This window comes from Novosphingobium sp., from assembly GCF_039595395.1.
Classification (GTDB): Bacteria; Pseudomonadota; Alphaproteobacteria; order Sphingomonadales; family Sphingomonadaceae; genus Novosphingobium.
On sequence record NZ_JBCNLP010000001.1, the window covers coordinates 2,168,962 to 2,186,665 of the forward strand.

Consider the following 17,704-nt stretch of genomic DNA (forward strand, 5'->3'; position numbering starts at 1 on the left):
ATCAAGCCGAACGTATGGCTCTGCGGTCAAAATTGGGTCAGCGCGGCGCGGGCGTTTGCAGGCGCTGGCGGATCACATCCTCATGGCGGGGCAGCTTGGGTGTGGCGGCGGCGATCTCGCTGCGGATGCGGGCCAGATGCTGGTCATTGGCCGCGGCCGAAAAGCTGTCCATCAGCGGGTTGTAGTCTTGTGGCACAAGGCCTTGCCCCATCATCACCGCGAACCAGCTTGCCTCGCGGAAGAGTTCATCGGTGCCCAGCACGATGCGGCCGGTGCGGGTGAATTGCTCTTCCTTGTAGGTCAGGCTGTCGGGCAGGCTCATGGCCTGGCACTGGCGCCACAGGGGTTCGTTGCGGCCCTGTGTGCGGTGGTAATGCAGGATCAGGAAATCGCGGACGGTCTCCACATCCTCGCCATAGACGCGGTTGAATTGCTCGGCCACCAGCGGGTCGCAGCCACGCGTGGGGAAGAGCGAAAGCAGCTTGGCGATGGCGCTCTGGATCAGATGGATGCTGGTCGATTCCAGCGGTTCGAGGAAGCCGCTGGCCAGCCCCATGGCGATGACATTGCGGTTCCACACCTTGCGCCGCCGCCCGGTGGTGAAGCGGATCGGGCGTGGATCGGCCAGCGCCTTGCCATCGAGACGGGAGAGCAGCTTTTCCGCCGCCTCATCGTCGCTGATATGCTGGCTGGAATAGACATAGCCATTGCCGATGCGATGCTGCAGCGGAATGCACCACTGCCAGCCCGCCTCCCGCGCGGTGGCGCGGGTGAAAGGCGTGGGCGGCCCGGCGCTTTCGCAAGGGACGGCCAGAGCACGATCGCAGGGCAGCCAATGCGTCCAGTCCTCATAGCCGGTCTTGAGCGTCTGCTCGATCAGCAGGCCCCGGAAACCAGAGCAATCGATGAACAGATCGCCCTCGATCACCTCGCCGCGCTGGGTGGTGAGGCGCGTGACAAAGCCGGTTTCGCCGTTCTGTTCGACGCGTTCGACCTTACCCTCGATGCGCCTGACGCCCTTGGCCTCGCATTGGCGGCGCAGGAAGGCGGCATAGGAGGCGGCGTCGAAATGATAGGCAAAGCCCAAAGTGGAGAGCAGGGAACGCGGATCGTTCGAAGGATGGGCAAACCGCCCGGCGCGCGCCAGTTGCGTGGTCAGGGAGTAAGCCTCGGCGCCGTGTGTGTCGCCGGCCAGAAGCGCGCGGATCCAGCGATGGTAGAACATTGGCCCGTCGGAAGGCGCGCCATAGCGGCCGAAGGGATGGAAATAGGCGCTGCCCTCGCCATTCCAGCCGGTGAACTCGATGCCCAGCTTGTAGGTGGCATGGGTTTCGCGCAGCAGCGCGGCCTCATCGATGCCCGCCAACTGGTTGAACCAGTGGATGGTGGGGATGGTCGCTTCGCCCACGCCGACGATGCCGATCTCGTCGGATTCGATCAGCGTGATGTCGAAGAGTTTCGGGTTGTTGACCTTGGCCAGAGCGGCGGCGGCCATCCAGCCCGCGGTGCCTCCCCCCAGGATCACCACCTTGCCGATACGCTGGTCCATCTCGCCACTTTCATCAGGAAGCAGAGGAGGCAATCCTCACCGAGGATTGCCTCCCATAAGTTAGCTCAGTCCGCTCAGAACTTGTACTGCAGCGAGACCATGCCGTTGGTGCCGACAATGCCACGGCCATAGAAATAGCCGTTGACCACCTGCTCGGACAGACCCTGACGCGGGTTGCCCTCGGTCAGGCCCTGCGTGTTGGTGACATTGTCCACGCTGGCATTGACCGTGATGCGGTCGGTGACGTTCAGCTCCGCACCCAGCGACAGCACACCATAGCTGGGCAGCGGCAGCGTACCGGTCTGATCGGCGAAGATCTTGCCGATGTACTTGTAGCGCAGATAGATGCTGCCCAGATGATGCGGCAGATCCACCGCCGGGGTGATGGTGTACATCACTTTGGGCGTGCGGCCCGGCGTCAGGCCATCGGCCTGCGGATAGGGCGCGCAGTTGGACAGAATGCCGTTGCTGATGCTGCCAAGGCAGGCGCCCGCGTATTTCGGGTCCTGGAAGGTGGCCTGGCCACGGATCGAGAAGGCGCGCAGCGGCTCATAGGTGGGGCGGTAGGACAGGTCGAGGTCAACACCATTGGTGGTGATGTTGGCAACGAAGCTTTCCGAGGTGCTGGTGCCCGCGTCAAGGATCAGGCCGTTGAAGCTCTGGTTCTTGAAGATGGTGCGGAAGGGCCGCACCGACCCCACAAAGCCATGCCCGGCATAGGTGATGCCCGCTTCCCACAAAGTGATCGCGGTGGCGCCGTTCGAGTTGTTGCCATTGGTCTGATAGGAATGGGCATAGCGCCCATAGACCGACAGATGGGAGTTGTGGGTGTAGTTGATGCCCGCCGTCCAGTTGAGCGGGTTTTCGGCATAGCCCGAGTTGACCGAATAGGTGCCGTTGAAGGCATTCGGGTTCACCTGCAGCAGGCCGGTGGTGCCGGGCGCGATCAGCGACGGCGAGCTGTTGCCGCTGTAGCTGGTCTGCTTTTCATGCTCATAGCGCAGGCCCACGTCGAAGTGGAACTTCTCATGCCAGGTGAACTCGTCATTGGCATAGACCGACTGGCTGCTCTGGTCGAAATAGCTGACGCCGGCGCCCCAGTCGCCATAGCCGAGCAGACCGTTGTTGGTCAGCGTGCCGATCACGCCGCCCGCCGAGTTCAGCGCCACCACATCATAGATGTTCGAATTGTTCGACACATCGTTGAGCAGGTTGGACACCGCCGACTGGTCATTGTCCTGACGCTGGTGATAGATCATGCCGCCCACGGTCAGGCTGTTCTTCCAGCCGCTGCCGCTGGCATCCCACTTGGCGCCGAAATCGCTGCCGACATCATGGATGTTGATCGTCTGGCGGTTGAGCCAGGTCTGCTGCAGCAGCCCATTGCCGTTCAGCGCATTGAGCGCGGCGGTGTTGTTGCCCGCGATCACCTGACCGGTGGTCAGATTGCGGATGCCATATTGCGCCGTGCCGGGGAAGGCCAGGGCCGCGGCCTGGAACAGGTTCAGCCCGCCATACATGGGGTTCGACGAGGGCAGGGTGCTGCCCCACAGCGGCGAGACCGAGCTGGGCGTCAGATAGTTGACCGCCGTTTCGAGGCCCGCATTGCCGGAGCCGCTGCCGGCGAAGACGCCGTTGAAGTCCCAGTTGGTCTGGGTGTAGCGCGCCTTGGCGAACAGGGTGATGCCGTGGCCGACCGGCTTGTTCACATCGATGCGGAACAGATTGCCCTGCGCATGGATGCCTTCCTTGGCGCTGAAGGTGCGGGTGCACTGGCCCACGGCGCAGGAATTGGGCATGGTGATCGTGCCGAAGCCATTGCCGATGATGTTGCCATATTGCCCGCTCAGCCCCGGCACGCTGGCGATCTTGCCGTCGACATAGGAGTAGGGCTGGTCGGCGTAATAGGGATCGTGCTCGTTCCAGCGCTTGTAGGTGGCGCGGATGTAGCCGCCATCATCGAAGCGTTTTTCGAGCTGCGCCTTCACATGATAGGTGTCGTAGCGGAACTGGGAATCGCGCTGACCGGGGTTGGAATCCAGATAACCGCTGACCGCGAAGGCCACATCGTCGCCCAGGAACTTGAGCGGAGCCGAATACCAGAAGTCGGTCCGCGCCTCGCCATAGGTGGTGCCGGTGATCTTGAAGAGACCGCCACCGTGATCATAATTCATCTTGCGCGAGATGAAGTTGATCGAGGCGCCCGCCGCATTGGGGGCCAGAATGCCCGAGGTGCCGCCCTGCAGGCCTTCGACGTGATCGATCGAGGCATCATACTGGAAGACTTCGTCATCGTTGAGGCCGCCATAGATCGAGGGCATGCCGTCTTCCAGCAGGCGCACGAATTGCTGGCCGCCGCCCGGCAGGCCGCGCACCGAATAGTTGTTCGACACCGGGCCCGCCGTGCCTTCCACGAAGATGCCGGGGATGGTTTCGAGGATGTCGACGGTGTTGCGCGGCGCCTTTTGCGCCAGATCGGCGTTGGAAATCTGCGTGATGGCAACCGAGGCGTTCAGCAGGGTACGCTTCGAGGTCGAACCGGTCACGACGATCTCATTGGCCGGATCGGCAACCGTGGTGGGGGCTTCGGCTGGCGCGGTGGTGGCCGCAGCGGTGCCCTGCGCGAAGGCGGGCTGGCTGATCACGGCGATGGAAACGGCCAGTGTGGAGGCGGCGCCTACCAGAAAAGCCTTTTTGGATGACATGTTGTCCACGTTCATCTCCCTCATTGTGTTAATTCCCTGAACCTTTTGATTTTATGCGGCATACAGCCCCTCGGCCGTCAGGCGGGGGGATGGGGCCATATGGATGTGTGAAATGGCATGACGCATGCGACAACAGCGCAGAACGTCTGCCTCAATGCCTGAAAATGCTCGTCTCCCTGCAGCGCCCTTGTCGATCCGGGCTTTCCATAAGTTTTAAAATGCGAGCACAATCTTATCAATGGATTTGGTCGATCGCTCGCTTGCAATCGTATGTCGAACGATCGGAGCGGCATCGTGTTCCTGCCTCTGTGGCCCGAAAACAGCAGGCTTTGAGCCCTCTTTGGTGCTCTTGAATTCCCTTGTAATTTTATGATGAACGGGCCGTTAGGAGGGCTCTGAGAGGGGGTTTGATGGCCTTCTGTCGGGCTGCAATGTGACCAAAATGTCACATTTCTGGAAGCGCCTGCGAGACTCGGGTCTGGGAAAGGCGCAGTGCCGCGCTTCTGGGGGTCTATGGGTCATTCGCCCGATTGGCGGGTTCGGCCGGGGATGCCCCGCCGGAGCGCAGGATCATCCCCGCGAGATTTACCGGCCGATGCTCTGCATGAAGGTGTAGACCCCAAAGGCGGTTCTATCCAGCGATGCCGAGGGAGTCTGAAAACAGGCTTTCCTCACCGAGGCGAGCACGCCTTCGGCATTGACGGTTCTGCCCACGCCGGGGTCGTTATGTGTGTTGAGCGCGGTGAAATAACCCAGAACCCATGCCTCCGACATGGCTTCGGCATCCGGGTTGGCATAGGCTGCCGCGCAGGATGTCGCGCCAATACCGAACACGCGGAATGCATGCTCATTGCCATATGGGGCAGAGCCGGGTGCAGCCTGCGCCGCGATGAGAAGTGCCAGGGCGAACATGTTGCCTCCAATCCGATTAACACGCTGCCTAGCACGGATTGGATTGTCTTCCATACGTTTACTGGAAAAACTGATAACGCTTCGTTCGTTCTTCTTTCGCGGAATTTAAGGATGCTCACAGCTTGGGAGGCACTCCGTTCGCTGTTAGATCAGGAAAGGGCGACCGTGGTTATCGCGATCGCCCCGTTCTGTCAGAAAGGCTCGTTCAGACGCCCCAATGCGCCTTCCAGAATATGGGCATGCTCACGCGGGTCGCCATGGGCCAGTTGCAGGCGCCCCACCGCGACAGAGCTTTCGATCACATCCTGACAGCGCGGGAAACGCCGCTCCTGATAGGCCTGCAAACCATCCGCCACGGTGTCATGGCCGGCGAGTTCCTCGGCCAGAACCAGGCCGCTTTCCACCGCCATCCCCGCGCCGGACGCCAGATGCGGCGTCGTGGCATGCACCGCATCGCCCAGCAGCACGATCCTGCCGTTGAACCATGGCCCCGGCTGCAGCACGGCGGCCAGCGGACGATAGTTGATCCAGTCCTCGCGCGTCATAGTGTCGCGCACCCAACCGGCATTGCCGCCGAAATCCTTGAGCAGTTCTTTCAGCGTGTCGAACAATTCATCATCGCTCAGGAAACGGTCGCGCTCCACATGGGGCGTGAGCATCCACATATAGACGCTGTCAGGCGCACAGGCCGTGATGCCGCAGGGATTGTCATGCCCCAGATAGAACTCACCCTCGGTCAGGCCGGGCGGGCGACGGATCGAAATGCGCCAGCAGCCCTGACCGGTGGGCGCAGCCGGGCCCATATGCGGGAAAGCCAGTTCTCTCACGCGCGAAAACACGCTGTCGGCGCCCACCACCAGATCGTAGCGTCCCTGCGTGCCGTCCGAGAAGGTGACCGCAACGCCATGGTCGACATTCTCCACCGCATCGACCGTCAGCCCCAGACGCACCGGAATGTTCAATTGCTGCACGCGCTTCTGCATGATCCGGTGCAGCACAGGCCGCATGATGCCGCCGGTGGCGGGCAGGCCTTCCTCGATGATGGGTTCGTCCAGATCCTTGATATGCGTGCCGTCATAGCGGAACAGGCGGGTCTTGGTGGTGATGGCGCCCTGCGCCTTGATCTCTTCGAGCAGGCCCAGCCGCCGATAGGCGCGCAGGGTCGGCCCGGTGATGGTGATCCCCGCGCCATAGACCCGCCATTGGGGGTCCAGGTCGATGAGATCGACCGTCACGCCGCGTTCCGCCAGCGCGATCGCGGCTGCCATGCCGCCGATCCCGCCGCCTACGATGAGCGCCTCATGGACGCTGCTGATGCTCTCCCGTGTCATGCCCTTATGAAGTAGCGGTCGGGCGCGCGCAGGCAAATTCGAAGCATGGATAGGCGCCCATCCATACAATCGGTAAGACCGGAGCCGATCTTCGCGCTACCCCCAAAGCAACACAAGACGGCCGGGCTGTTCACCAGACCCAGGAAGGCCGGAAGCGATTGGGGAGGATAGGGTGATGAAGATCTGTGTGACCGGGGGGGCAGCCCGATCGGCTCTGGCGCTGGCCATGATGGCCGGATGGGTGAATGCGGCGCGGGCCGAGGATGCGGCAGCTCAGCCGGCCAAGCCCGACGACACCGCCGAGATCGTGGTCACCGCCCAGAAGCGCACAGAGCGCCTGCAGGATATTCCCGTGGCCGCCGCCGTGTTGAGCAACAGCGCCATCGCCCAGAACCATGTCTCCGACCTGTCGGACATCAACCGCATCGTGCCCTCGGTGGAGATCAAGGGCACCTTCAACGGGCGCGTGCCCTATGGTATTCGCGGCATCTCGACCAATGCCAATGAGGGGGCGATCGGCCTGACCTCGGGCGTTTCCATTCAGGTCGATGGCGTGCCGGTGCCTGCCGACAGCTTTGCCGCCAACACCATCACAGACGTGCAGCAACTGGAAGTGCTGAAAGGCCCTCAGGCCACGCTGGGCGGGCGCACCGCCTCGGCAGGCGTGATCAATTTCGTGACTTATGCGCCCAGCGAGATCACCAAATTCGGCTTCAACGCCATGCTGACCGACGATGGCGAGCATCATATGGATGTCCATGGCTCGGGCCAGATCCTGCCCGGCCTCACCGGCAGCATCAGCGCCTATTACCAGCACACGCCCTATCCGGTCTATAACACCACGCTGAACGAGCATTCCAACGCTGACAGCAAGGGCGGGCGCATCAAGCTGAAATGGCAGATCACCGATGCGCTGGATGCGCAGGTGATGGGCCATTATGCGCTCTCGACCAGCAGCGGCGAGAATTTCGTGCCGATCTATATGACGCCGGGCGCTTATTTCTTCGCCCAGCCGGTGGGGCTGACCCAGGCGGTGATGTATCCGGGGATCAATGTCGCTTACGGCAACACGCAATATGCCTCTCATACGGTGATGGGATCGCGCTATGAGGACAAGGATGGTTCGCTGGTGGTGAACTATCATCTGGGCAATGGCTCGGTGCTGACCTCGACCACGTCGCTGTTCCGCGAAAATCAGGACCAGACGCAGGATATTTTCGAGGCCAATGTCAATTGGGCGACGATCTTCCAGAACTTCCTGCAGGGCGTGGGCGCGATCCCCGCCGCGCTGAACCAGCCCTTCAACAACACCGGCCATTTCTACGGTTATGTCAACCAGACCACCGAAGAGGTGAAGCTGGCATCGGATGCCTCAAAGCCTTTCAGCTACATCACCGGTTTCTTCTATTCGGACATGACGGTCAATCAGGCCAGCTTCCGCAACTGGACGCTCAATCCGCTGGCCAAGACCAACATTTCCACCACGCAGAACTATGCGATCTATGGCCGTGGCACCGCAAAGCTGGGCGAGAAGATGACGCTGGTGGCTGGTCTGCGGTACAATTGGGACAAGATCGGCTGGAACGTCACCCAATATTTCGATCCGGCCAATGGCATCTATGGCAGCGGCGGCTATGGGCAGGGCGGCTATGCGTGGAATCTGAAAGACAGTTCCTCGGCGCTGGTCGGCGATGCGGCGATCCAGTTCAAGCCGACGCGCGATGTGATGGTCTATGGCTCCTATACGCGGGGTTACAAGCCGCGTGCCTTCAACACGGTGCATGATTTTGCCACGCCTCAGACCGCGCCGAGTGCCGCCGATCTGAAATTCACCACGGCCACCAAGCGCGAGACGATCGACAGCTTCGAACTGGGCCTGAAATCCAGCCTGCTCGACCGGCATCTGACGTTCAATCTGGCGGCCTATTACACCAAGTACAACAACTATCAGGCCCAGCTTTTTGACAATTCCGGCCTGATCGCCGTGCTGGTGCTGGCCAATGCCGATGCGCGCACCCAAGGCGTGGAAGGCGATCTGACCTATGTGCGGGGCAACACGCGCTTCAACCTGTCAGGCGCCTACACCGATGCCAAATTTACCAGTTTTCCGGGTGCTGTGTGCTATCCGGGGCAGACGGCGGCGCAGGGCTGCAACGTCGCGGCCAACAGTCAGGATTTGACCGGCAAGCCGCTGCCCTCCTCGCCCAAGTTCAAGCTGACGGGCAGCGTGCAGCAGACCGTGCCTCTCGACAGGTTCAATGTGCTGCTGGGGGGCAATGTCTCCTATCGCACCAGCACCAACATGCAGGCCGACCAGAACCCCTATACGGTGCAGGCCGGCTTCGCGCTGGTCGATCTGTCGCTGGGTTTTCAGAACAAGGCGCAGACGGCCAGCCTGACCTTCTTCGTCAACAATCTGACCAACCACATGTATTACAGCAACATCGAGGATTTCTTCGCCAGCGCCACCTCGGCCAATCTGGTGATCGGCCAGCCCGCGCGGGATTCGCATCGCTATTTCGGCGGGCGCCTGTCGGTCAATTTCTGACGCCCATCACGGTGAACCTGCCTTGGGGAGGAGGCCTTGCGCTTCCTCCTCTCTTGTATCGAAGGACGCATCCATGCCCATCATCGTCACCGGAGCCGGAGGTTTTGTCGGCCGACAGATCGTCACCCGCCTGATCGCGCAGGGACGCGATGTGGTGGGTGTGGACACGGTGGCAGGCGGCATCCCGCAGGGCGCGCGCGTGGTGGCGGGCGATCTGGGTGATGCCGGGGTGCGCGCCGATGCCCTGTCGCAGGGCTGCGACGCGGTGATCCATCTGGCCACCGTGCCGGGCGGCGCGGCGGAGGCCGACCCTGCTGCCTCGCGCCGGATCAATGTCGATGCGATGTATGATCTGCTGCTGGAGGCTGCGGCGGCAGGCTCCGTGCCGCGCTTTGCCTATGCCAGTTCGATTGCGGTGTTTGGCGATCCCTTTCCGCCTCAGGTGGATGACGCCACGCCTCTGGTGCCCAAGATGATCTATGGCGGCCACAAGGCGATGATGGAGCATGCCGTCGCCATGTTCACCGCGCGGGGACTGATCGAGGGCATCAGCCTGCGCCTGCCCGGCATTCTGGCGCGCCCGAAAGGCCCCTCCGGCATGAAGAGTGCCTTTATGAGCAATCTGTTCCACGCCCTGAAAGCCGGAGAGGTCTTTACCTGCCCGGTTTCGCCCGAGGGCACGATCTGGGCGGAATCGGTGGCGCAAGTGGCCGACAATTTCATCCATGCCCTCGCTGTGGACACCGCGCTTCTGCCCCCGGCGCGCGCCATGACCCTGCCTGCCCTGCGCGTAACCATGGGCGATCTGGCGGCAGAGATCGCCCGGCAATGCGGCGTCTCGGCCGATCTGGTGAGCTATGAACCCGATGCCGCGCTGGAAGCCGCCTTCGCCGCCCAGCCTCCCATCACCACGGCGGCGGCGGATCGGGCGGGCTTTGCGCATGATGGAAATCTTGCTAATCTCGTCTCCAGCGCGCTCAAGACGCTGGCATAAAGAGAGGATGGGCATGCGGTTCCAGCGACTGGACCTCAACCTGCTGGTGGCGCTCGACGCCCTGCTTTCGGAAAAGAGCGTCAGCCTGGCCGCCGACCGCCTCTGCCTGTCGCAATCGGCGACGAGCAGCGCGCTGGGCCGCCTGCGCGACTATTTTGGCGATGATCTTCTGGTGCTCAAGGGCCGGGGCATGGTGCTGACCGCCCGCGCCGAGGAACTGATCGAGCCAGTGCGCGCCGTGCTGGAGCAGATCCGCACCACCGTCGCCATCGCGCCCGAGTTCGATCCGGCCACGGCGGACCGGCAGGTGCGCATCATGGCCTCGGACTATTCCACGCAGGTGCTGTTGGCGAGCGTTCTGGCCACGCTGGAGCGCGAGGCGCCCAACCTGCGCTTCGAGATCCAGCCGATGGGCGACAATCCCATCGAGACCCTGGAGCGCGGGTTGATCGACCTGCTGTTGACCATCGATTTCGCGATCAGCGCCGATCATCCCAGCCAGGTGCTGTTCGAGGATGATTATGTGGTGGTGGGGGATGCCGCCAATCCTGATCTGCAAGGGGACATCACGCGCGAGCGCTATTTCGCCCTGGGCCACGTGACGGCGCGTTTCGGCAAGAGCCGTACCCCCGCCTTCGATGACTGGTTCGTGCGCCGCCAGAAGACCCAGCGCCGCATCGAGGTGGTGGCCCCCACGTTCCTGTCGCAGGCGGGGCTGGTGATCGGCACGCGGCGCATCGCCACGATGCATCGCCGTCTGGCCAACCAGATCGTCCCCGGATTTATTGGTATGGGAGGGGGGCTGGTGATGCGTGAGGTGCCCTTCGACATCCCGCCGATCCGCGAGGCGATCCAGTGGCATATCTCGAACAACAATGACCGGGCATTGCGCTGGGTGGTGGAGCGGCTGGCGGCTCACGTGCAGGAAAGCACACCGCCGGTCGAGAGCAATGTGGTGCCCATTGCCGAGGCCCGGCGGGACGAGATCGCGGTGCAGTTCCAGCAATACCAGCCCGGACCGCGCAACAACTGATCGGCTGTTTCAGGGCTCGCGCTGATCGAAACTGGCGCGGGCCGTGATGATCGCTTCGCTGCGCGCGTTGACCCAATCGATCATCTGCCGCCCCTCGCGCGCCAATTCCAGCCCCAGCGCGGTCAGGCGATAGGAGACGCGCGGCGGCACATCCGTGGTGATGTGACGCGCAACGAAGCCGTCACGCTCCAGCGCGCGCAGTTTCAGCGTCAGCACGCGTTGCGAGATGGCCTGTTCTTCCGACAGCGCCGACAGCGCCCGCTTCAGATCGGCATGGCGCCATTCTCCGATCACCAGAACCTGCAGGACCAGCGAGGTCCAGCGGTCGCCCAGCATGGCCATCACCTCGCGCGGGGGATCGACGCGGCGGGTGCCATGCTGCGCCATATCCGTAGCCAGCGTGCTCAGCCCCGAGCGCAGATGTTGAGGAAAGTCGTCCGGATCGATCACTGCGTCTCCCGTCGTTCTGGCGTGGGGCAGGACTTTGTTCAGGGCACAAAAAAGTGCCGTCTTCCGCCCGTTGGAGGCGGGATTAAGAGCATCGATCAGCCGCGCGGACAAGCGCGGAAAATGGGAGATGCATATGTCTCGGGACGCAATCCGGCTGGATGGCAAGGTCGCGCTGATCACCGGCGGGGCAGGGGGGATCGGCTGGGCCACGGCGCAACTGATGGCGCGGCGCGGGGCGCTGGTGGCGATCGCGGATATCGCTTTCGACCGTGCACGGGAATTGGCGGAGGGGCTGCCGGGCGCTCTGGCGATCGCGCTGGATCTGGAACAGGCTGACAGCATCGAGGCGATGATCGCGCAGACCGTTGCGCATTTCGGGCGGCTGGATGTGCTGCACAACAATGCTGCGCTGCTCGGCCCCGAGATTGCGCAGCAGGATGGTGATATCGAGCATATGGCCACCGCACTTTGGGACCGGACCTATGCGGTGAATGTGCGCGGCACGATGATCGGCTGCCGCGCCGCGCTGCCGCATCTGCGCGAAACAGGCGGGAATATCGTCAACACCGTCAGCAATCTGGCGCTTCAGGGGCATATCATTCAGGCGGCCTATTCGTCATCGAAGGCCGCGATCATCCAGATGACCCGTGCGATTGCCGCCAGCCATGGCATCCATGGGGTGCGCTGCAACGCCGTCGCGCCCGGCATGACGATGACGCCTGCCCTGCGTGAGGCTTTCCCGCTCCCATTGCGTGCGGCGGTCGAGGGTGAAACCCTGCGAACCCAACTGGGCGAGGCCGAGGATATTGCCGAGGCGGTCGCCTTCCTCGCCAGCGATGCCGCGCGGCATATCACGGGTCAGGTGCTGGTGGCCGATGGCGGCTGTGCCAGCCATGTGCCGGGCCTTGCCGCCTTCCGTGCTTTCCTTTCGGGAGAAAACCATTGAGCAATTACGACATCGTGGTGATGGGCGCGGGCCATAATGGCCTGACCGCCGCCGCTTATATGGCCAAGGCCGGCAAGAAGGTGCTGGTGCTGGAGCGCAAGCCGCATTTTGGCGGCGGCGTCTCCACCCGCGAACTGATCAAGCCCGGCTTCTGGCATGATGAGCATTCCAATGTGCATATCATGATCCAGGGCAACCCCATGCTGCGTCAGGACGAACTCGGCCTGCTGGGCCGGTTTGGCCTTGAATATATCTACCCCGAACTACCCCATGCCTCGATTTGGGACGATGGCACCATCGTGCGTTCCTGGAAGGACCTGGACCGCACCTGTGAGGAAATCGCCACCTTCAGCCCGCGCGATGCCGAGGCCTATCGCACCTTCGCCAAGGCCAGCATGGCCGCCCTGCCAATGTTTATGAGCGGGCTCTATGCGCCGCCCTTCCCGATGGGCGCCTTTGTGGCGATGATGGACCAGTCCGACGAGGGCCGCTTCCTGCTCGATGTCATGAGCCGCAGCGCTCTGGACGTGGTGAACCAGTATTTCGAGAGCGACCTGCTGCGCCTCCACATTCTGCGCATGGTCACTGAAAACCTGCAGATGCCCGATGAATTGGGGACTGGCATGGGCGCCTTCCTGATGCCGGGGATCATCCATACCTATGGCTGCTCGATGCCCAAGGGCGGTTCGGGGCAACTGAGCAAGGCGCTGGTCCGCGCCATCGAGCATTGGGGCGGCGAGGTGCGCTGCAGCGCCGAGGTTCGCCGCGTGATCATCTCTTCCGGCAAGGCTGTCGGGCTGGAATTGACCACGGGCGAAAGCTTCATGGCGAAGGATGGCGTGATCGGCGCGATCCATCCCCATGTGCTGCGCAAATTCGTCGCCGAAACGCCCGAGCCGGTGCTGCAACGGGCCGAGCGCGTCACGCCCTCGACCTTCTCGATCAACCTCACGCATCTGACGCTGAAAGAACGCCTCAAGCTGAAGGTCGGCAATGACACCAATGCCATGATGACCGAACTCATGGACTTCTACACCATGCGCGACATGCTGCTCGAATATGACAAGCTGCGCCGGGGCCTGACCGCGCCGCGCCTGATTGCGGGTGGCGACAACACGATCTTCGATCCCAGCCGCGCGCCGGAAGGGGCCGGCGTGTTTTATGGGGTGAATTTCGCGCCCTATGAGCTGTTTGATGGCGGCCACGCGGCTTGGGATGAGCGCAAGGAAGAGGTGGCCGATGCTGCCCTTGCGCAATACCGCAAGTTCTACAGCAACCTCACCGACGACAACATCACCGGCCGCCTGATCCGCTCGCCCATCGATCATGAGCGCGACAGCCCGGCCAGCTTTATCAAGGGTGACATCCACGGTTGCGCGCCCTTCATGTATCAGTCGGTCGGCCATCGCCCCACACCGGACCTCGGCAGCTTCCGCGTGCCGCAGATCGAGGGGCTCTATCTGGTCGGGCCCTTTATGCATCCGGGCGGCGGGGTCTTCGGTGCGGGCCGCGCCACGGCGATCCAGATGATGGACGATATGGGCATCGATTTCGACAAGGTTTGCGGAGGGCCCATCTGATGAACACCACCACCAAGCCGCTGCAAATGCGGGTGCTCGACGCCAATGACAAGGAGCTGATGACCGTCCGCAAGATCGAGCGTGATGGCGATGCGCTGGTCATCCGCGGCAAGATCTTCGGCGCCATGCCCATGGTCGCCAAGCTGACGCCCGAGGAAGCAAGAGCCGCGCTCAAGCTGCTGGACGTCAGGACCATCCTGTTCCTGATCACCATGCTGTTCCGCAAATAGCTTGGCTTCGATCCTTTGCGTTTCTGCCCAAGCCTGCTCCCCGCCATAAACGGGGGGCATAGTCTTGGGAGAAGTTATGAGCATTCTGGGTGTAGAAAGCGCCGTTTTCGGCGTGGCGGATGTGGCCGAGCATGCCCGCTTCTGGACCGATTTCGGCCTGCCGGTGGAAAGCATCACGCCAGATGAAGCGGTGTTCCGCCTTGCCTCGGGCAGCCGCGTCGTGATCCTGCGGCATGGGGACGCCCGCCTGCCATCGCCCGACCCTTTCCCCGGTGACGGCCTGAAGGAAACCGTCTGGGGCGTCGACACGCTGGCCAATCTGGAGACCATCGCTGCCAGCCTCGCCAGCGAAGTCCCTGTCGTTCACGATGCTGACGGAACCGTCCATGCGGTCTGCCCCGATGGGCAACCCATTGCCCTGCGTGTCTGGGCCAAGCGCAGTTTCGTGTCGGAAGCCAGCCCGGTCAACACGCCCGCCAGCCATCCGCGCTTCAACCAGCATCGCATCTGGCGACAAAAGACCATCCCCAAGACGATCAACCATGTCGTCTTCTTCTCGCCGGATTACATCGCCAGCTTCGAATTCTACGAACGCCACCTTGGCTTCCGCTATATCGATCATTCGCGCGGGGTGGGTATCTTCTCCCGCGCGCCGGGGACCTTCGAGCATCACTCGATCTTCTGGGTCAACTGCGACCTGCCGATCGCTCCGGATCACTTCAAATTCATGCATATCGCCTTCGGTTGCGACGATATCGACGAAGTGATGCTGGGCGCCAACATCATGGAAGCCAAAGGCTGGAAAAACGAGTCGATGAACTCAAGCGGCGGCATTTCCCGCCACCGTATTTCCAGCGCGATCTACTACTATTGCGATATGCCCGGCCACGCCGGAGAAGCAGAATATCACGCCGATACCGACTATGTCGACGACAATTGGGTGCCGCGCGCGTGGGATTTCCGCTTCGGTTCGCTGCTCTGGGCAAACAATGCGCCACCGATCTTTCGTGGCCCGGATATCCCATGGGATATGCAGTTCGATGCGGAGCGGAAAAGCTTCGAGCCCTATCGCAAGAAGGGGACTGTCGAGGGGGTTCTGGCTGAACTGACCGAAGATGATGAGCATGCGATTTAAGGGGGTTTAGAAGGGTAAATGCGAGGGTGTTACACCCTCGCGCTCCCATGAATGTCTACATTGTGCACATGGTTCGGCCATAGAGCAACGTCGCTGCGCCGCAGGCTCTAAAATGCAGAATGGCGCCGGGGCTTGCCTGCCTGCGGCGCTTTACGTTGTGCAGGTGGAGAGTTGGCGCGCACCGATCGGGTGCCACTGCCCTTGCGTCGGGAGACGTAACGGGGGTGCAGGGGGCGTAACGCCCCCTGCTTCTCACTTCACTTCTACAGTTCCAATCACCGTCTGCAAATGTACCACCTCAGGCGCTGCCACGAAAAACGGCCCGGCCAGTGCGCGCCATTGCTGGAATGCCTCGGTTGAGCGGAAGTCCTCATTATGGGCCTCCACGCTCACCCAGCCGACAACCAGATGATAGATCTCCGGCGTTTCCACCACCCGCTCCAGAGCAAAGCCCGTGCAGCCCGGATGAGCCCGGAACAACGGTTCAGCTTCAGCCACGGCAGCCTCGAACTCGGCAGCGCGGGCGGGATCGATGGTGAGGCGGGCGATTTCGGTGACCATATGGGGCTCTCAATCGTTGGATTCTTCGACGAATTCGATCAGGTTTCCCGCGCAGTCGCGGATAAAGCAACCCTTGCCGAAGTTTTCGCGCACCACGAAAGCAATGTCGACCTCCTTGGCCTCCATCTCGGTGAGGAAGGCTTCCAGATCGGCGACGCGGAAGGCGACATGCTTGTTGCCGTGGGTTTTCAGATCGCTGGGCGGGTGACGGCGTTCCTCGGGAAGGGGGGCGGCGCCTTCGACCTCAAAGATCTCGAAGCGCAGCGGGCCTTTCCTGACCATGGCGGTGTGGCTGCGGGCGGCCTCGATGTAGAAGCGCTTTTCCAGCTCGAAGCCCAGAACATTGCCGTACCAGTCCAGCGCCTCGTCAAGGCTGGGGACGGAGACGCCACCGTGGTGGAACGTGAATTCGGCCATGAGCTCAGCCCATCTTCGCGAAGGTTTTGGCGCACCAGTCGGCGATATAGTCGCGCATGCCGGTGCCATTGTCGGCCCCACAGTGCTCGACTTCGAAATCGGCCTTGGTGAACATGCGCAGGTGGCGGTCGGGGCTGTTCACCGCCTGGTCGTAGCTGCGCTGGGCGTTGAAGGCGGGGATCTGGCGGTCGTTCTCGCCATGGGTGATCAGGAAGGGCACCCGGATTTTCTCGACCTGGCCATCGAGCGTGATCTGGTCGGCATAATCGAGAAAGGCATCGCGGTCCTCGAAGCCAAAGACCCACAGCACATGGTCCCAGTAATGGGGCACGGGGTTTTCGCCCTCGTTCGTCACCCGCTCGCGCTGGCGCTGGCCCCAGACGTGGTTGGCGCCCATCACCGCGCACAGCGCATAGCGCGGATCGTTGGCCGCGATGCGCGGCGCGTGATAGCCGCCGAAGGAGAGGCCGAAGATGCCGATCTTCCGGTGGTCCACATCGCTGCGGGTCAGCAGATAGTCGAAGGCGGGGCTGCCCCAGCGCTCGGCGTCATAGACGGCGGGCAGGTTGCGCTTGCGGATCGCCTCGCCGGTGCCGGGCTGGTCGAGGAACAGCGTGTTCATGCCCCGCTCCAGATTGGAGGCGCCATGGCCCGCCATATTGACCTGCTCCTTCATGGAATCGAGACCATTGACCGAAACCAGCGTGGGGCGCGCTGTACCGCTGCCATCATGCACGAAAATGCCGGTATAGCTGGAGCCCTCATAGGGGATCTCGACCTTCTCGACATGCAGCCCGCGCAGTTTGGAGCCCTTGAGATAAAGCTCCATGCCCTTGTCATAGGCCGCCCAGCGCGGGGCATAATCCCGGCTCTGCATACGCTCGGCGGCGAGGTAATAGCCACTGGCGCGCAAATATTTGGTGCCTGCGGAAAGGTCATAGCCATCGGCCAGATCGGCATCGGCATTGGCTGCCACCTGATCGGCCACGGCGATCCAGCTATCGAACAAAGCGGCGGAACCGGCATCGGCGCCGGATTTGGCGGCCTCGCGCACGGGGCGGCAGGCTTCGTCGATCTCGCCGTGATTGCCGCCGCAGACCAGCGCCAGATTGGTCGCCAGATTCCAGACGTAATTGCCGGGGAAGGGTTCGAACATCCTCATATCCTTGATTGATGGCCCGGCGCACTCGGGGCAAAACAGGTTTCTCCGGCGTCCTGCCACGTCTCTTTGCGCACGGACCAACGCATAGGATCGATGGCACACTATTGATGCGATGCCTTTGCTGCCCGCCGTCCGCGCCGCTAGCCTGCCC

Annotated in this window: 15 protein-coding genes; 7 read left to right on the plus strand and 8 right to left on the minus strand. The window is 62.4% G+C overall.

The window, feature by feature from the left end; translation table 11 throughout:
* Window positions 1-37: 37 nt before the first annotated feature.
* From ABDW49_RS10020 to ABDW49_RS10035, 4 genes are all read right to left on the minus strand, one after another.
* Window positions 38-1,549 carry a tryptophan halogenase family protein gene (locus tag ABDW49_RS10020; RefSeq protein ID WP_343611603.1) on the minus strand — a complete coding sequence of 504 codons (1,512 nt, stop codon included), beginning with the start codon at window positions 1,547-1,549 and terminating at the stop codon, window positions 38-40.
* 74 nt (window positions 1,550-1,623) lie between these two features.
* Window positions 1,624-4,254, minus strand: a complete 2,631-nt coding sequence (locus tag ABDW49_RS10025; protein WP_343614230.1) for a TonB-dependent receptor — start codon at window positions 4,252-4,254, stop codon at window positions 1,624-1,626.
* Window positions 4,255-4,839: 585 nt separating this feature from the next.
* Window positions 4,840-5,166 (minus strand): hypothetical protein, encoded by a 327-nt coding sequence (locus ABDW49_RS10030; protein WP_343611605.1) that lies wholly within the window; start codon window positions 5,164-5,166, stop codon window positions 4,840-4,842.
* Between the two features lie 191 nt (window positions 5,167-5,357).
* Complete coding sequence (locus ABDW49_RS10035) at window positions 5,358-6,497, minus strand: FAD-dependent monooxygenase (RefSeq protein WP_343611606.1); 1,140 nt, start codon at window positions 6,495-6,497, stop codon at window positions 5,358-5,360.
* Between the two features lie 175 nt (window positions 6,498-6,672).
* On the opposite strand from ABDW49_RS10035, the gene ABDW49_RS10040 reads away from it, so the two are divergent.
* The 3 genes from ABDW49_RS10040 (at window position 6,673) to ABDW49_RS10050 (ending at window position 11,072) form a co-directional block, all read left to right on the plus strand.
* A complete protein-coding gene (locus tag ABDW49_RS10040) occupies window positions 6,673-9,045 on the plus strand; it encodes a TonB-dependent receptor (protein ID WP_343611607.1) in 2,373 nt (790 codons plus the stop codon).
* 73 nt (window positions 9,046-9,118) lie between these two features.
* Window positions 9,119-10,039, plus strand: a complete 921-nt coding sequence (locus tag ABDW49_RS10045) for an NAD-dependent epimerase/dehydratase family protein (protein WP_343611609.1) — start codon at window positions 9,119-9,121, stop codon at window positions 10,037-10,039.
* Between the two features lie 13 nt (window positions 10,040-10,052).
* Window positions 10,053-11,072, plus strand: a complete 1,020-nt coding sequence (locus tag ABDW49_RS10050; RefSeq protein WP_343611611.1) for a LysR family transcriptional regulator — start codon at window positions 10,053-10,055, stop codon at window positions 11,070-11,072.
* Window positions 11,073-11,081: 9 nt separating this feature from the next.
* Here the strand turns inward: ABDW49_RS10050 and ABDW49_RS10055 are convergent, their stop codons facing one another.
* Complete coding sequence (locus tag ABDW49_RS10055; protein ID WP_343611612.1) at window positions 11,082-11,522, minus strand: helix-turn-helix domain-containing protein; 441 nt, start codon at window positions 11,520-11,522, stop codon at window positions 11,082-11,084.
* A gap of 133 nt (window positions 11,523-11,655) precedes the next feature.
* On the opposite strand from ABDW49_RS10055, the gene ABDW49_RS10060 reads away from it, so the two are divergent.
* From ABDW49_RS10060 to ABDW49_RS10075, 4 genes are all read left to right on the plus strand, one after another.
* The gene (locus tag ABDW49_RS10060) at window positions 11,656-12,468 is read left to right on the plus strand and encodes an SDR family NAD(P)-dependent oxidoreductase (protein WP_343611614.1); all 813 of its coding nucleotides are present in this window, start codon (window positions 11,656-11,658) and stop codon (window positions 12,466-12,468) included.
* Complete coding sequence (locus ABDW49_RS10065; RefSeq protein WP_343611616.1) at window positions 12,465-14,048, plus strand: NAD(P)/FAD-dependent oxidoreductase; 1,584 nt, start codon at window positions 12,465-12,467, stop codon at window positions 14,046-14,048. Before ABDW49_RS10060 ends, ABDW49_RS10065 begins: the two co-directional genes overlap by 4 nt.
* A complete protein-coding gene (locus ABDW49_RS10070) occupies window positions 14,048-14,278 on the plus strand; it encodes a hypothetical protein (RefSeq protein ID WP_343611618.1) in 231 nt (76 codons plus the stop codon). The genes ABDW49_RS10065 and ABDW49_RS10070 overlap by 1 nt, the downstream gene beginning before the upstream one ends.
* A gap of 76 nt (window positions 14,279-14,354) precedes the next feature.
* Window positions 14,355-15,413, plus strand: a complete 1,059-nt coding sequence (locus ABDW49_RS10075; RefSeq protein ID WP_343611620.1) for a VOC family protein — start codon at window positions 14,355-14,357, stop codon at window positions 15,411-15,413.
* A 252-nt stretch (window positions 15,414-15,665) separates the two neighbouring features.
* On the opposite strand, the gene ABDW49_RS10080 is transcribed toward ABDW49_RS10075, so the two are convergent.
* From ABDW49_RS10080 to ABDW49_RS10090, 3 genes are read right to left on the minus strand one after another with little or no spacing between them, the layout of a single operon-like run.
* The gene (locus ABDW49_RS10080) at window positions 15,666-15,974 is read right to left on the minus strand and encodes an antibiotic biosynthesis monooxygenase (protein ID WP_343611622.1); all 309 of its coding nucleotides are present in this window, start codon (window positions 15,972-15,974) and stop codon (window positions 15,666-15,668) included.
* Between the two features lie 9 nt (window positions 15,975-15,983).
* Complete coding sequence (locus ABDW49_RS10085; protein WP_343611624.1) at window positions 15,984-16,391, minus strand: VOC family protein; 408 nt, start codon at window positions 16,389-16,391, stop codon at window positions 15,984-15,986.
* A 4-nt stretch (window positions 16,392-16,395) separates the two neighbouring features.
* Window positions 16,396-17,547 carry an alpha/beta hydrolase gene (locus ABDW49_RS10090; RefSeq protein ID WP_343611625.1) on the minus strand — a complete coding sequence of 384 codons (1,152 nt, stop codon included), beginning with the start codon at window positions 17,545-17,547 and terminating at the stop codon, window positions 16,396-16,398.
* Window positions 17,548-17,704: the final 157 nt, after the last annotated feature.

Bases quoted from the DNA above. Each gene is read 5' to 3' on its own strand.
- ABDW49_RS10020 (WP_343611603.1), bottom strand. From the start codon at position 1,549: ATGGACCAGCGTATCGGCAAGGTGGTGATCCTGGGGGGAGGCACCGCG.
- ABDW49_RS10025 (WP_343614230.1), bottom strand. From the start codon at position 4,254: ATGTCATCCAAAAAGGCTTTTCTGGTAGGCGCCGCCTCCACACTGGCC.
- ABDW49_RS10030 (WP_343611605.1), bottom strand. From the start codon at position 5,166: ATGTTCGCCCTGGCACTTCTCATCGCGGCGCAGGCTGCACCCGGCTCT.
- ABDW49_RS10035 (WP_343611606.1), bottom strand. From the start codon at position 6,497: ATGACACGGGAGAGCATCAGCAGCGTCCATGAGGCGCTCATCGTAGGC.
- ABDW49_RS10040 (WP_343611607.1), top strand. From the start codon at position 6,673: ATGAAGATCTGTGTGACCGGGGGGGCAGCCCGATCGGCTCTGGCGCTG.
- ABDW49_RS10045 (WP_343611609.1), top strand. From the start codon at position 9,119: ATGCCCATCATCGTCACCGGAGCCGGAGGTTTTGTCGGCCGACAGATC.
- ABDW49_RS10050 (WP_343611611.1), top strand. From the start codon at position 10,053: ATGCGGTTCCAGCGACTGGACCTCAACCTGCTGGTGGCGCTCGACGCC.
- ABDW49_RS10060 (WP_343611614.1), top strand. From the start codon at position 11,656: ATGTCTCGGGACGCAATCCGGCTGGATGGCAAGGTCGCGCTGATCACC.
- ABDW49_RS10070 (WP_343611618.1), top strand. From the start codon at position 14,048: ATGAACACCACCACCAAGCCGCTGCAAATGCGGGTGCTCGACGCCAAT.
- ABDW49_RS10075 (WP_343611620.1), top strand. From the start codon at position 14,355: ATGAGCATTCTGGGTGTAGAAAGCGCCGTTTTCGGCGTGGCGGATGTG.
- ABDW49_RS10080 (WP_343611622.1), bottom strand. From the start codon at position 15,974: ATGGTCACCGAAATCGCCCGCCTCACCATCGATCCCGCCCGCGCTGCC.
- ABDW49_RS10085 (WP_343611624.1), bottom strand. From the start codon at position 16,391: ATGGCCGAATTCACGTTCCACCACGGTGGCGTCTCCGTCCCCAGCCTT.
- ABDW49_RS10090 (WP_343611625.1), bottom strand. From the start codon at position 17,547: ATGTTCGAACCCTTCCCCGGCAATTACGTCTGGAATCTGGCGACCAAT.